Below are 12,582 nucleotides of genomic sequence, written 5' to 3' on the forward strand. Positions count from 1 at the left end.
TGGTGGCGGAGGGCACGTTCCGCCCGCCCTGGTTCCACCGCAACGTGATGAGCGAGGCGATGGGGCTCATCGCGGGCGCGTACGACGCGAAGGCGGAGGGGTTCCGGCCGGGCGGGCTGTCGCTGCACAACCTCATGGCAGGGCACGGGCCGGACCTGGCGAGCTGGCAAGGCGCGTCGGTCGCCGACCTGAAACCGCACAAGATCGAGGGCACGATGGCGTTCATGGTCGAAAGCTGCTGGGCCTATCGCCCGACCCGCTATGCGCTGGAGCACAGCCAGCTCGACTATGACGAGGTGTGGGCGGACTTCCCCAAGGCACAGCTGCCCCGATAAGAACATAGACGTGAGCCTGATCCTGCACGGCTATTGGCGCTCGACCGCCGCCTATCGCGTGCGAATCGCGCTGGCGCTGAAGGGGCTGCGCTACGAACAGGTGAACCACGATTTGCGCACCGGCGCACAGCGGGACGCTGCCTATCTGACGCTCAATCCGCAAGGGCTGGTGCCCGCGTTGGCGCTGGACGAGCAGGTCTTCATGCAGAGCGGCGCGATCATCGAGCTGCTGGATGAACTCCATCCCGTCCCGCCGCTGTTGCCCGCGACGCCCGCGGGCCGCGCAACGGCGCGGGCGATGGCGGCGGTGATCGGGGCGGACATCCATCCGGTCAACAACCTGCGCATCGTGAACGCCCTGCGCGAGGATTTCGGGGCCGACGAGCGCCAGGTGCAGGCATGGATCGCGCGCTGGATCGGCGAGGGCTTCGCCGCGCTGGAGCCGCAGATCGTCGGGCCGTTCGCGCTCGGCGACGCGCCGGGGCTGGTCGACTGCTTCCTCGTCCCGCAGGTCTACCATGCCGAGCGGTTCGGGGTGGACCTGTCGGCCTTTCCCCGGCTGGTCGCGGCGGCCGAGCATGCCCGCGCGCTGGCGGCGTGCCAGGCGGCGCATCCTGCCGCGCAGCCCGACGCCGATCCGGCATGAACGATGCGCGCGTCCAGGCGACGCCCCCGGGCGTGACGCTGGCGGCGCTGGACGCGGTGCCCGACGGGACGGCGCGCAACTTCGTGCTGCAGCTGCGCGCAGGGCGGTTCCATGGCTTCGTGGTGCGGCGGGGCGGGACGGTCAGCGGCTATGTCGATCGCTGCCCGCACGCCGGGATGCCGCTGGCGGAGCGGCTGGACGGCTATCTCACGCCCGACGGCGGCCTGATCCAGTGCAGCTGGCACGGCGCGCTGTTCCGCGTGGCGGACGGGCTGTGCGTCGGCGGCCCGTGTGTCGGGCAGCGGCTGGGCGCCTGGCCGGTGGCGGTGGTCGACGGAATGATCGTGACGGCGTAGGAAGCGCCATGCTCGCGCTGCTGATCCTCGCCCAGGCCCTTGCGCCCACCCCCGCCGCGATGGACGTCGCCAAGACGGTGTGTCCGGCCATGCCCGCCGCGCTGCCCGCCGACTATGCGGGCTGGAGCGTCGCAGCGCCGGTGACGGCCGCGCCCGACGCCAGCCGAGTCGGCGATGCGATGCTCAGGATCGGCCAGGGCGCGCGCGCGACGCTGCAGCCGGCGAGCGCGTTGCGGCTGCCCGTGCCCTCGGCCAGGCCACTCGGCGCGACCGGGCATGGCGGCGTCTTCGCGTTCGAGGCCGCGGCGGCAGGGCGCTATCGCGTCGCGCTCGGCGCGGGCGTGTGGGTGGACGTGGTGGCGAACGGCGCCGCGCTGACCTCCGTCGCGCATGGCCATGGGCCGGATTGCACCCCGGTGCGGAAATACGTCGATTTCGATCTGAAGCCGGGGCGCTACCTGCTGCAGGTGACCGGCGACCCGTCGGTGCTGGCGCTGATGGTGGCGAAGCTCGGCTGACCTAAGCCAGCGGCCGCGTGCGGCCGGCGCCGAGCGCATCGGCGATCGCGTGCATCCGGCCGAGATAGTCGGCGCGGAGCCGGCCGAGCGTCGTCACCGCGGTCGCGTCCGCGGCGACCACGGGAAATCCGGCGGCCTCCAGCCGGGCGACGAGCACCTCGACCGCGGGCTGGTCGAGGGGGTCGACCTGGACTTCATCCAGCTTCAGCAGCTGACAAAGTCGGGCGGCGGTGCGGCTGCCGGTGCGGTGGAGCAGTGCCGCGGTGCCGCGGGCCGGGTGCTCGGTCAGCGCCATCAGCAGCGTCGCGGCGTCCAGCATCGCCTCCAGCGACGCGAGCCAGTCGCTCTCGCTGTCCACCGAATGAAAGTAGATCAGCACCGGCGAGCTGGTGTGGCTGTGGAGCACGCCCGCCGCCCAGTCGCGCCAGGACCGGAAGAACTCGGGCAGTTCGTCCGTCACCTGGAGATGCGCGACCTCCTCCAGCAGCCGCAGACCGGACGGCGGGTTGCCCGCGAGGCTGCCGAGCGTCAGCACGCGCACCTCGCGCTGGTGCAGCGCCTGATGGATCTGGAGGATGTAGCTGATCGTCGCCGAGATCACCGCGAAGCCGGACAGACCGGCCGCCAGGATGAGCCAGCGCGCGGCCCCGTGCGCGTCCACCTCGCTGACGCCGAGCGTCAGCAGCGACGATCCGGCGATGTAGATTGCGTCCGGCGCCGACAGCGCCGGCGAGAACAGGGCGCGCGCGGCGTGGAACAGCAGGCCGTAGCCCGCGAGGAGAAGGAGCATCCAGGCGCCGAACGAGATCACGAACACGCCCGGCGCAAAGGTGTTGGACGGGCGGCTGCCGGGCGCGCGCACGCCGCGGGCGCTCCACCGCGCGAGCGGCATGGTCGCGCGGCGCACGCGCATGCCGACGCGCAGCTGCCCCTCCACCTGACCGGGCACGAGAATGGTCGCGAAGATATCGGCGAGCGTCGCGCCGGTCAGCAGCAGCCCCGCTGCCGCTTCCACAAGGGTCTGGACGATCATGCCCCGCCGGAACGCCCGGACGGGGCGGCGTGTCCGTCAGGCCGGGACGCTGACCTCGCGCGCGTGCTCGGCGATGGCGTCGGTGATGCGACCGATCAGCGCCGCGGGCAGGTCGTGGCCCATGCCGGGGATCTCGATCAGCCTGGCGCCGGGGATGCTCCGGGCGGTGTCGCGGCCGCCCTCGACAGGCACCAGCGGATCGTCGGCGCCGTGAATGACCAGCGTCGGCGCGGTGACGCCGGCGAGGCGCGCGCGGCGGTCTCCGTTCGCCCAGATCGCCGCGAGCTGACGCGCGAAGCCGGGCGGATAATGCATGCGCTGCAGGTCGGCGCGAATGCGGTCGGCGAGGACCTCATCGTCGGCGGGGTAACCGGGGCTGCCGATCACCTTGGCGGATTTCAGGCCGTGCGCGACCAGCGACTCCGTGTCCGTCCCCTGCGGCCGGCTCATCAGCACGTCGTTGGCCTCCTTGGTCGCGCGCGGCAGCGCCGGGTTGCCGGTGGAGGACATGATCGAGGTGAGCGTCAGCACGCGATCGGCATGCTCGGTCGCGACCAGCTGCGCGATCATCCCGCCCATCGAGGCGCCGACGACGTGCGCGCGGCGGACGCCCGCCGCATCGAGCACGGCGACCGCGTCGGCCGCCATGTGCTCCAGCGTATAGGCGGTGTCCGGCTTGACGCCGGCGAGCAGCTGCGCGCCGATCGCGGTGAGGTCCGGCAGGCCGGCGCTGTCGAACTTGGTGGAGAGGCCGACGTCGCGATTGTCGAAGCGGATCGCGCGGAAGCCGTGCCGGACGAGCGCGGCCATGAACTCTTCCGACCAGCGCGTCATCTGCCCGCCCAGGCCCATGATGAGGAGGACGGCAGGATCGGCGGCGTCGCCGCGGTCATCCCACTCGATCTCGACACCGTTCGCGGTGGCCTTGGGCATGGTGCTCTCCTGATGGCTTTGGGTGAGTTTGGCGCGGGCGGCGGGCTCTGTAAATCCTCCCCGGAACGGGGAAGTGGCGCGCGCGCAGCGCGTGACGGAGGGGGCCCGGGTCTGGCGGTGTCCCCTGGTCCGGGGCCCCCGCCACCACCGCCTTCGGCGGCGGTCCCCCTCCCCGTTCCGGAGAGGACTCAGACCCGCTGCGCCCCTGCCTCGCGCACGGCCGCGACCGTGGGCCAGCCATTGACCGCCATCAGCAGGTCCGCCTCGGCCAGGATGCATTTCAGCACGTGCGCGCAGCCGGCGTCGCCGTCGAGCGCGAGGCCATAGGCATAGGGCCGGCCGACGCCCACCGCGCGCGCGCCGAGCGCCAGCGCCTTCACCACGTCCGAGCCCGAGCGCACGCCCGAATCGAACAGCACCGGCGTCGATCCGGCCGCTGCGACCACGCCCGGCAGCAGGTCGATCGCGGCGATGCCGCCGTTCGCCTGGCGGCCGCCATGGTTGGAGCAGTAGATCGCGTCCGCCCCCAGATCGGCCGCGCGGCGCGCGTCGTCGGGGTGGCAGATGCCCTTGAGCGCGATCGGCAGCTTGGTCGCGGACCGGAACCAGGCGATGTCGTCCCAGGTGATCGGGCGCGCGAAGTTCGCGCCCCACAGCCCGATTGCCTCGCGCAGGTTCTCGGCCACCGGCTTGCCCAGCAGCTTCCGGAAGACGGGGTCGGTAAAATAGTTCTGGAGCACAGCCCCGCGCAGCTGCGGAAAGTTGGCGACGTTGAGGTCGCGCGGCCGCCAGCCCGTGACCCAGGTGTCGAGCGTCACCACCAGCGCCTTGTAGCCCGCCGCCTCGGCGCGGCCGATCAGGCTTTCGGCAAGCGCCCCATCCCTGGGCGTGTAGAGCTGGAAAAAGGCGGGCGTGTCGCCGCACTGCGCCTTCACGTCCTCCAGCGGATCGTTGGAGAGGGTGGAGGCGGTGAGCGGCACGCCGGTCATCGCCGAGGCGCGCGCCGCGGCGAGGTCGCCATGCCCGTCCTGCGTGCAGAGGCCGGTGACGCCGATCGGGGCCATGAAGACCGGGCTCGGCAGCGTCAGCCCGAACAGCTCGATCGACAGGTCGCGCGCGCGCGTGTCGACCATCATCCGCGGGATCATGCCCCAGTGGCGGAAGGCGCGGGCGTTCTCGTCCTGCGTCCATTCGTCGCCGCAGCCGCCCTGGACATAGGTGAGCACCTGCGGCGGCATCGCGGCGGTGGCGCGCTCGACGAGGGTGGCGAAGTCGACCGGGAGGCGCGGCTGGACGCCCTGCAGGCCGGCGCCGTAGATCTGGTTCTGGTAATCGCCGTAATGCGGCATGGGCCTGCCCTCTCCTTCGTCATGCCGGGGCTCGTCCCGGCATCCACGCCTGAACCGGGCCAGTCGCTTCGCAATTGCGCATCGGGTTTGCCCGTCGGTGGACCCCGGCACAAGGCCGGGGTGACGACAGGGTCAGAGCTCCCCCAACACCGCAATCAACCGGTCCACCTCGTCGGCGGTCGAATAGTGGCACAGGCCGACGCGGACGAGGCCGCCGGCCGCCTCCAGGCCAAGCCGGCGGATCACCTCGACCGCGTAGAAATGGCCCGACCAGGCGAAGATGTCGCGCGTCGCCAGATGCGCGGCGACCGCGTCGGGATGGTGGCCGGCCAGCGTGAAGGCGAAGGTCGGGACGCGGCCGTCCATCGTCGGCGCGCCGTAGAGCTTCAGCCCGTCGATCCCCGCCAGTCCCGCCAGCAGCCGCTCACCCAGGCCGCGCTCATGGTCGGCGCTGGCGGTCATCGCGGCGAGCAGGCGCGCGCGGCGGCTGTTGGCGTGCGGGTCCGCCTCGCCGCCCAGCCATTCGAGATAGTCGATCGTGCCGAGCACGCCCGCCTGCCCCTCGAACGACGGCGTGCCGGTCTCGAAGCGATGCGCGCCCTCGTCCCCGGCCGGACGGACCTTGTAGGCCTGGATCCGCTCGGCGAGATCGGCGCGCGCCCAGAGCACCCCCTGGTGAGGCCCGAAGAACTTGTAGGGCGAGCAGGCGAGCAGGTCGCAGCCGAGCGCGGCGACGTCGGTGGCGACGTGCGGCACGGACTGGACCGCGTCGACATAGACCAACGCGGGCGAGTGCGCGCGGACCGCCGCCACGACGGCGGGCACGTCATTCAACGTGCCGAGCGCATTCGACGCCGCGCCGACCGCGACGAGCCGGGTGCGGTCGTCGAGCAGGCCGGCAAGCTCGTCATAGCGCAGCCGCCCGGTCGCCGGATCGAAATCGAGCCAGCGCACCGCCATGCCCCGGTCCGCCGCCACCGCGAGCCAGGGTGCGACGTTGGCGTCGTGATCCAGCCGGGTGACGACGAGGTTGTCGCCCTCGCGCCAGTCCCGCGCCAGCGCGCGGCTGACGGCGAAGGTGAGCGACGTCATGTTCGGCCCGAACGCGATCTCGTCCGGGCGGCCGCCGAGCAGGTCCGCCACCGCGGCGTGCGCCTCGCCCGACAGCGCGTCGGTCTCGCGCGAGGTGGCGAAAGCGCCGCCCGAATTGGCGGTGCCGTCGCGCAGGTGCGCCGCCATCCGCTCAATTGCGGGCGCGCAGACCTGTGTCCCGCCGGGCGCATCGAAAAAGGCGCGCCTCGATCTGCTGGGGTCGAGCGCGGGGAAGTGGGCGCGGACGGCGATGATGGGAAAGGTCACGCGCAGCGCTGTTCCCCAGCGCCGCGCCGGGCGCAAGCGACCGCCCCCGAACGGAGGATGGATCACGGCGATCGCCGTCGAAGCGAGCCTTGGGCGCGACGAAGAGTTGCTTGGTGGCGATCGGGGGCCGGCCGCGCGATGGAACGGCACGATGCCCGCGGTCGCCACGCCTCGCCCAGCCGACCTCCCCGCCGCCGTCACGGCGCGGCTGGAGGCGCTGGCGGCGCGTGCGCAGGGGCGCATCGTCTTCACCACCAGCTTCGGGCTGGAGGATCAGATGCTGACGGCGATCGTCGCCGCCACCGCCTTTCCCGCCGCGCTGGTGACGCTCGACACCGGCCGGCTCTTTCCCGAGACGCTGGAATTGTGGGCCGAGACGGAGGCGCGCTACGGCCTGCGCATCCGCGCGATGAACCCCGACACGGGCGCGGTGGAGGCGCTGATCGACGCCGATGGCGTGGCGGGCTTCCGGAAATCGCGCGACGCGCGGCTGCGGTGCTGCCATGTCCGCAAGGTGGAGCCGCTCGGGCGCGCGCTGGCGGGCGCGGGCGGCTGGCTGACCGGCCTGCGCGGCGATCGCGGCACCGGCGCGACGGTCGAACCGCTGGCCTGGGACGACGCGCACGGCCTGTGGAAGGGCGCGCCGCTCGCCGACTGGACGCGCGGGGACGTCGCCGCCTGGTGCGCCGCGAACGCCGTGCCGGTGAACCCGCTCCACGCGCACGGCTTCCCCTCGATCGGCTGCCAGCCCTGCACGCGCGCCATCCTGCCGGGTGAGGACGAGCGCGCCGGGCGCTGGTGGTGGGAGGCGAGCGACACGCGCGAGTGCGGGCTGCACGTCGGCGCGGACGGCCGCCTCCAGCGGGCGGGCCCGCACCCATGAACCATCTCGACCAGCTCGAAGCCGAAGCCATCGCCATCATCCGCGAGGTCACGGCCGAATGCGCGCGGCCCGTGCTGCTCTATTCGGTGGGCAAGGACTCGGCGGTGCTGCTGCACCTCGCGCTCAAGGCGTTCCATCCCGCGCCGCTGCCCTTCCCCTGCCTGCACATCGCCTCGGGCTGGGACTTCGCCGAGCTGCTCGCGCATCGCGACGCCGAAGCGGCGCGGCACGGGTTCGAGCTGATCGTCCATCACGAGGCGGCATCGGCGGCGCGCGGCATCGATCCGTTCGCCACGCCGACGCCCGATTATGTCGAGGCGATGCTGACCGCCGGCCTGCGCAACGCGCTCGACACCGGCAACTGGGACGCGGCGTTCGGCGGGGCGCGGCGCGACGAGGAGAAGGCGCGCGCCAAGGAACGCGTGCTGAGCTTCCGCTCGGCCGATCACCGCTGGGACCCGCGCAACCAGCGGCCCGAGCTGTGGCAGCTGTTCAACACGCGCAAGCGCCGCGGCGAGACGATCCGCGCCTTTCCGCTGTCGAACTGGACCGAGCTCGACGTGTGGCGCTACATCGCCGCCGAGGCGATCCCGCTCGTCCCGCTGTATTTCGCGCGGCCGCGCCCGGTGGTGGAGCGCGACGGGCTGCTGATCGTCGCCGACGACGCGCGCCTGCCGCTGCGCCCCGGCGAGCACGCGGTCGAGCGGGCGGTGCGGTTTCGCACGCTCGGCTGCTGGCCGCTGACCGGCGCGGTGGAGAGCGAGGCCGCGACGCTGGACGAGGTGATCGCCGAGACGGTGGGCGCCACCGCCTCGGAGCGGCAGGGTCGCGCCGTCGACCGGGAGGAGACCGCGAGCATGGAACGCAAGAAGGCGCAGGGCTATTTCTAGATGGCGACGCGGTTGAAGCCCGCCAATGATCCGGCGCCCGCGCCGGCGCCGGCGGACGTGCTGCCGGCGCTGCGCTTCATCGCCTGCGGCTCGGTGGACGACGGCAAGTCGACGCTGCTCGGCCGCCTGCTGCACGACGCCCGGGCGCTGTTCACCGACCAGATGGAGACGCTCGCCGCGGACAGCCGCCGCTTCGGCACCACCGGCGCGGCGCCGGACTTCGCGCTGCTGCTGGACGGGCTGGATGCGGAGCGCGAGCAGGGCATCACCATCGACGTCGCCTATCGTTATTTCGCGACGCCGCGCCGCCGCTTCATCGTCGCCGACACGCCTGGCCACGAGCAATATACCCGCAACATGGTGACGGGCGCGTCGACGGCGGACGCCGCGGTGGTGCTGGTCGACGCGCGCACCGGGCTGCTGCCGCAGACCCGGCGGCACAGCGCGGTGCTGCAGCTGCTCGGGGTTCCCACGGTCGTGCTCGCGGTCAACAAGATGGACCTGGTCGGCCATGACGAGGGCGTGTTCCGCGCGATCGCGGCCGAGTATCGCGCGCTCGCCGCCCGGCTGGGCCTGCCCGAGCCGATCGCGGTGCCTGTCGCTGCGCGCCATGGCGACAACGTGTTCGCCCGAAGCGCGGCGATGGCGTGGCATGAGGGGCCGACGCTGATCGATGCGCTGGAGGCCGCGCCGGCGCTCGACTGGCGCGCCGACCGGCCGTTCGCCATGCCGGTCCAGCTCGTCAGCCGCCCCGATGCCGGATTCCGCGGCCATGCCGGCCGCATCGCCGCGGGCCGCGTCCGGCCGGGCGACCGGCTGCGCGTGCTGCCGGCGGGCACGGAGGCGGTCGTGGCGCGGATCGTGACGCCCGGCGGCGACCGCCGCGAGGCGACCGCGGGCGACTCCGTCATGCTGACGCTGGCCGGCCCGGTCGACTGCGCGCGCGGCGACGTGTTGGTCGCGCCCGACAGCGCCGTCCGGGTGGCAACCGAGGTGCAGGCGACGCTGGCCTGGCTCGATCGCGAGCCGCTCGCGCCCGAGCGGCGCTATCTCGCCAAGCTCGGCACGCGCACGGTGGTCGCACGGGTAAGCGAGATCGCGTCCGTGTTCGATCCGGACACGGGCGACCATCGCCGACCCGTGGGCCCGATCGGCCTGAACGACATCGCGGCCGCACGGCTGCACTGGGACCGGCCGGTCGCGCTCAATCTCTACCGCCGCTCGCGCGTCCTCGGCGCGTTCATCCTGATCGACCCGGTCAGTCATGCCACCGTCGCCGCGGGCATGGTGCGCGAGATCGTGGCGGGGAGCGACGGGCGCGACCGGCACGGCGCGACGATCCGCTGGATCGACGCACCTGCGGCCGAGCGGGACGCGCTGGCGGCGCGGGCAGCGACGCTGTTGCGCGCGCGCGGCCATGCCGTGCGCATCGTCGACGCGGCAGCGATCGCCGAGCTGCGCGCGCTTGCGCCCGCCGCCGCACGGCTGGAGCTCGCCAACGCCGCCGCGCGCCTGCTCCGCGACGCCGGGACGGACGTCGTGCTGGCCTTCGGCGGCGAGGCGGGGCTGACGCCCGCCGGCGACCCGCTCACGTCCGCCGAGATCGACCGGCCGGATCCCGACTGGGTGATCTGAGGCCAGCCGGCTGCCGCTCGATCCGTCAGTCCCGCCTGCGCGGGAAAGACGATGGGCTTCAGAACGACCGCGAGATGGTTCCCCCGAATGTCCGCGGATCGCCCGGCTGGCCGACGATCAAGCCGGTGCTTCCCGACTGCGTCGCGAGCACTTCGAAATAGTTGCGGTCGAAGGCGTTCCGTACCCAGGCGAAGACGTTGAGATCGCGCGCCGTCTTGAAGCCGATCCTGAAGTTGCTGAGCGCATAGCCGCCGATGAACGTATAGGCGGACGCCGACGGATTGGACGAGAAGCGCGAGCGATAGCTGCCGTCATAGCCGAGGTAGAACTGCCCGTCCGCGCCCCCGACGCGCGCGGGCAGATCATATTCGACGCCGAAGGAGGCCGCCCATTTCGACACGCCCGGCAATAGCTGGCCGGAAATGTCGCAGTTCGCGGGGCTGTACGCGACCGGCAACGCCGCCGTGCCGCCCGGCTGGCCGGCTGGCGTCGCCGGGTGCGTCGCATCGGCGGTGGTGCCGCCGGACAGCTCGGGGGGGCACGGCGCATCGGTGAAGCGGACATATTTGGCGTCCGTATAGGCGCCGTTCGCATACAGGTTCAGCCGGGCGCTCGGCCGGAAGGCGCTGTCCGCCTCGATCCCGCGGGTGCGGACCTGCCCGGCATTGGCCAGATAGCCGCGCAGCACGGCATACTGGCTGTTGTTCACCGTCGCCTGGTAATCGAAGATATCGGTCCAGAACGCGGCCAGGTTCACCGTCGCGCGGCGATCGGCGAACTGCGTCTTGAGCCCGAGTTCATAGTGATTGACCTTCTCGGGCTTCACCGTTGCCGAGGCGAGGATCGGGTTGTTGGCGGCGTCGAGCGGCAAGCCCGACAGGTTGACGCCCGCGGACTTGTAGCTGCGCGCGAAGGTCGCATAGGCATTGATGTCGGGGGTTACCGCCCAGGCGGCGGTGATGTCACCCGACACATTCCACTTCTTGAGGCGCGGGTCATAGCTCTGCGGCGTAAGCGTCGCGCATTGATCTCGCGGGATGGCCGCGGTCGGCGCCGGCGAGCAGGAGAGCACGGCGCCCGTCCCCGTCGTGATCACCGCCAGATAGGCGGCGTTCTTCTCGTCGTAATTGACCCGGACGCCCGGCGCGATCGAGACGGCGTCAGTCAGATGCCAGGTCAGCTTGCCGAATGCGGCGGCGCTGGTGTTGCCGAGATGGCTGGTGACGGTCTGGGTCAGCCCGTTCAGCACCGCCGGATTGTTGGCGTCGGCCGAAGTAGGATTGAGCGTATACCGGCTGGCGGCCGCGCCCTGCACCTGCAGGCCCTGCACGTCCACGGTCTGGTAGAAATAGAACAGCCCGGCCAGGTAATCGACCTTGCGATCGCCGTTCGAGCCGATCCGCACTTCCTGGCTGACCTGCTGCTGCTGCGAGGTGTTGGCCGACACGGTGGTGACCGGCAGCCCGATATAGTCGCGGTCGCTGTTCGGCACCCAGTCCCAGAAGCGCCAGGCCGTGATCGACGTCAGCGTCGCGCCGCCCAGGTCCAGATTGGCGAGCAGCGAGGCGCCGCCGAGCGACTGCTTGGCGCGCGGCACGGTATCAAGATCGGTCAGCCGGTCGAACGGATCGGTCGAGGGCACCTGATAGCCGAACGCGGCGGCCAGCGCGGCATATTGGCGCGACAGCGGCCGCTGCGTGGCGCCGGTGCGCACATAATATTGAACGCAGCAATTCGGGTCCTGGTGATTATAGTCGCCGGACAAGGTGAGATCGAGCGTCGGCGTGGCGCGCCAGAGCAGCTGACCGCGGAATCCCTGATTGTCCTGGCTGTTCTGATCCTGGGCGACCCGCGTGTTGTAGATCGTGCCGCGCCGCGTGGTGATCGAGGTCGACAGCCGGATCGCGAGCTTGTCGTCGACCAGCGGGCCAGAGACCGACGCCTTGCCCTGGAAGAAATCGTAATTGCCCCCGGTCAGCTCGACGCGCGCCTCCGGCGTGAAGCTGGGCGCGCGCGTGTAGACGTTGATCGCGCCGGCGGTGGTGTTCTTGCCGTAGAGCGTGCCCTGGGGCCCGCGCAGCACCTCGATGCGGTCGGTGTCGGTGAAGTCGAAGGTCGCGGACGCGATGCGGCTGTAATAGACCTGGTCGACATAGATGCCGACGCCCTGCTCGATGCCGTCGTTGGTGAGGCCGAACGGCGCGCCGAGGCCGCGGATGTTCGCCGCCGAGTTGCGCGGGTTGGTGGAATAGAATTGCAGCGTCGGCTGTAGCTGCGTCAGCCGGTTGACATTGTAGGTGCCCGTCTCCGCCAGCGCGGTCCCGCCGATGACCGAGATCGCGATCGGCACGCGCTGCGCGCTTTCCGAGCGCCGGCGCGCGGTCACCAGGACATCGCCGCCGACCGGGGCGGGGCCGAGCCGGCCTTCGTCCGCCGCCGCGGCGGGCGGGGTCTGCGGGCCGGCGGTCTGGCCCGGCGGCGTGGCCCCGGCGGCGATTTGCGCGGCCAGTAGCCAGGCGAGCGTGATGGTCATGCGTGTCTCCCGAGTTGCGCGCAACGTCCATCAAATCGGGGGAGATACAATTCGGCTCGTGATTGTCCCGAAACAAGCCGGGCTATCGACCGCGCCGCCGACGCATGATTGA

At 71.8% G+C, this 12,582-nt stretch carries 12 protein-coding genes; 7 read left to right on the forward strand and 5 right to left on the reverse strand.

All coding sequences use genetic code 11. From position 1 onward, the window contains the following. The 4 genes from ACFE64_RS03200 to ACFE64_RS03215 form a co-directional block, all read left to right on the forward strand. Window positions 1–335: homogentisate 1,2-dioxygenase domain-containing protein (locus tag ACFE64_RS03200; RefSeq protein WP_375391011.1), on the forward strand; the 335-nt coding region annotated here is incomplete at its 5' end. A 16-nt stretch (window positions 336–351) separates the two neighbouring features. After that, window positions 352–981, forward strand: coding sequence for a maleylacetoacetate isomerase (gene maiA / locus ACFE64_RS03205; protein ID WP_375391060.1), 630 nt, complete (start codon window positions 352–354; stop codon window positions 979–981). Then, a complete protein-coding gene (locus tag ACFE64_RS03210; protein WP_375391012.1) occupies window positions 978–1,337 on the forward strand; it encodes a Rieske (2Fe-2S) protein in 360 nt (119 codons plus the stop codon). Before maiA ends, ACFE64_RS03210 begins: the two co-directional genes overlap by 4 nt. Before the next feature lie 8 nt (window positions 1,338–1,345). Next, the gene (locus ACFE64_RS03215) at window positions 1,346–1,855 is read left to right on the forward strand and encodes a homogentisate 1,2-dioxygenase (RefSeq protein WP_375391013.1); all 510 of its coding nucleotides are present in this window, start codon (window positions 1,346–1,348) and stop codon (window positions 1,853–1,855) included. 1 nt (window position 1,856) lies between these two features. On the opposite strand, the gene ACFE64_RS03220 is transcribed toward ACFE64_RS03215, so the two are convergent. The 4 genes from ACFE64_RS03220 to ACFE64_RS03235 all read right to left on the reverse strand — a co-directional run bounded on the left by ACFE64_RS03220 (window position 1,857) and on the right by ACFE64_RS03235 (window position 6,529). After that, window positions 1,857–2,888, reverse strand: a complete 1,032-nt coding sequence (locus ACFE64_RS03220) for a hypothetical protein (RefSeq protein ID WP_375391014.1) — start codon at window positions 2,886–2,888, stop codon at window positions 1,857–1,859. A 36-nt stretch (window positions 2,889–2,924) separates the two neighbouring features. Further along, window positions 2,925–3,821: an alpha/beta fold hydrolase gene (locus ACFE64_RS03225; protein WP_375391015.1), complete on the reverse strand. Its 897-nt coding sequence runs from the start codon at window positions 3,819–3,821 to the stop codon at window positions 2,925–2,927. 188 nt (window positions 3,822–4,009) lie between these two features. Further along, the gene (locus tag ACFE64_RS03230; protein WP_375391016.1) at window positions 4,010–5,170 is read right to left on the reverse strand and encodes an alpha-hydroxy-acid oxidizing protein; all 1,161 of its coding nucleotides are present in this window, start codon (window positions 5,168–5,170) and stop codon (window positions 4,010–4,012) included. Window positions 5,171–5,302: 132 nt separating this feature from the next. Then, the gene (locus ACFE64_RS03235; protein ID WP_375391017.1) at window positions 5,303–6,529 is read right to left on the reverse strand and encodes a cysteine desulfurase-like protein; all 1,227 of its coding nucleotides are present in this window, start codon (window positions 6,527–6,529) and stop codon (window positions 5,303–5,305) included. A gap of 151 nt (window positions 6,530–6,680) precedes the next feature. Between ACFE64_RS03235 and ACFE64_RS03240 the strand changes: the two genes are divergently transcribed. From ACFE64_RS03240 to ACFE64_RS03250, 3 genes are read left to right on the forward strand one after another with little or no spacing between them, the layout of a single operon-like run. After that, the gene (locus ACFE64_RS03240; protein WP_375391018.1) at window positions 6,681–7,412 is read left to right on the forward strand and encodes a phosphoadenylyl-sulfate reductase; all 732 of its coding nucleotides are present in this window, start codon (window positions 6,681–6,683) and stop codon (window positions 7,410–7,412) included. Next, window positions 7,409–8,302, forward strand: coding sequence for a sulfate adenylyltransferase subunit CysD (gene cysD / locus ACFE64_RS03245; protein WP_375391019.1), 894 nt, complete (start codon window positions 7,409–7,411; stop codon window positions 8,300–8,302). The genes ACFE64_RS03240 and cysD overlap by 4 nt, the downstream gene beginning before the upstream one ends. Then, complete coding sequence (locus ACFE64_RS03250; RefSeq protein WP_375391020.1) at window positions 8,303–9,937, forward strand: sulfate adenylyltransferase subunit 1; 1,635 nt, start codon at window positions 8,303–8,305, stop codon at window positions 9,935–9,937. A gap of 58 nt (window positions 9,938–9,995) precedes the next feature. On the opposite strand, the gene ACFE64_RS03255 is transcribed toward ACFE64_RS03250, so the two are convergent. Next, complete coding sequence (locus ACFE64_RS03255) at window positions 9,996–12,470, reverse strand: TonB-dependent receptor (protein WP_375391021.1); 2,475 nt, start codon at window positions 12,468–12,470, stop codon at window positions 9,996–9,998. Window positions 12,471–12,582 lie beyond the last annotated feature (112 nt).

Origin of the sequence: uncultured Sphingomonas sp., from assembly GCF_964250165.1 — a bacterium.
Taxonomy (GTDB): Bacteria; Pseudomonadota; Alphaproteobacteria; order Sphingomonadales; family Sphingomonadaceae; genus Sphingomonas.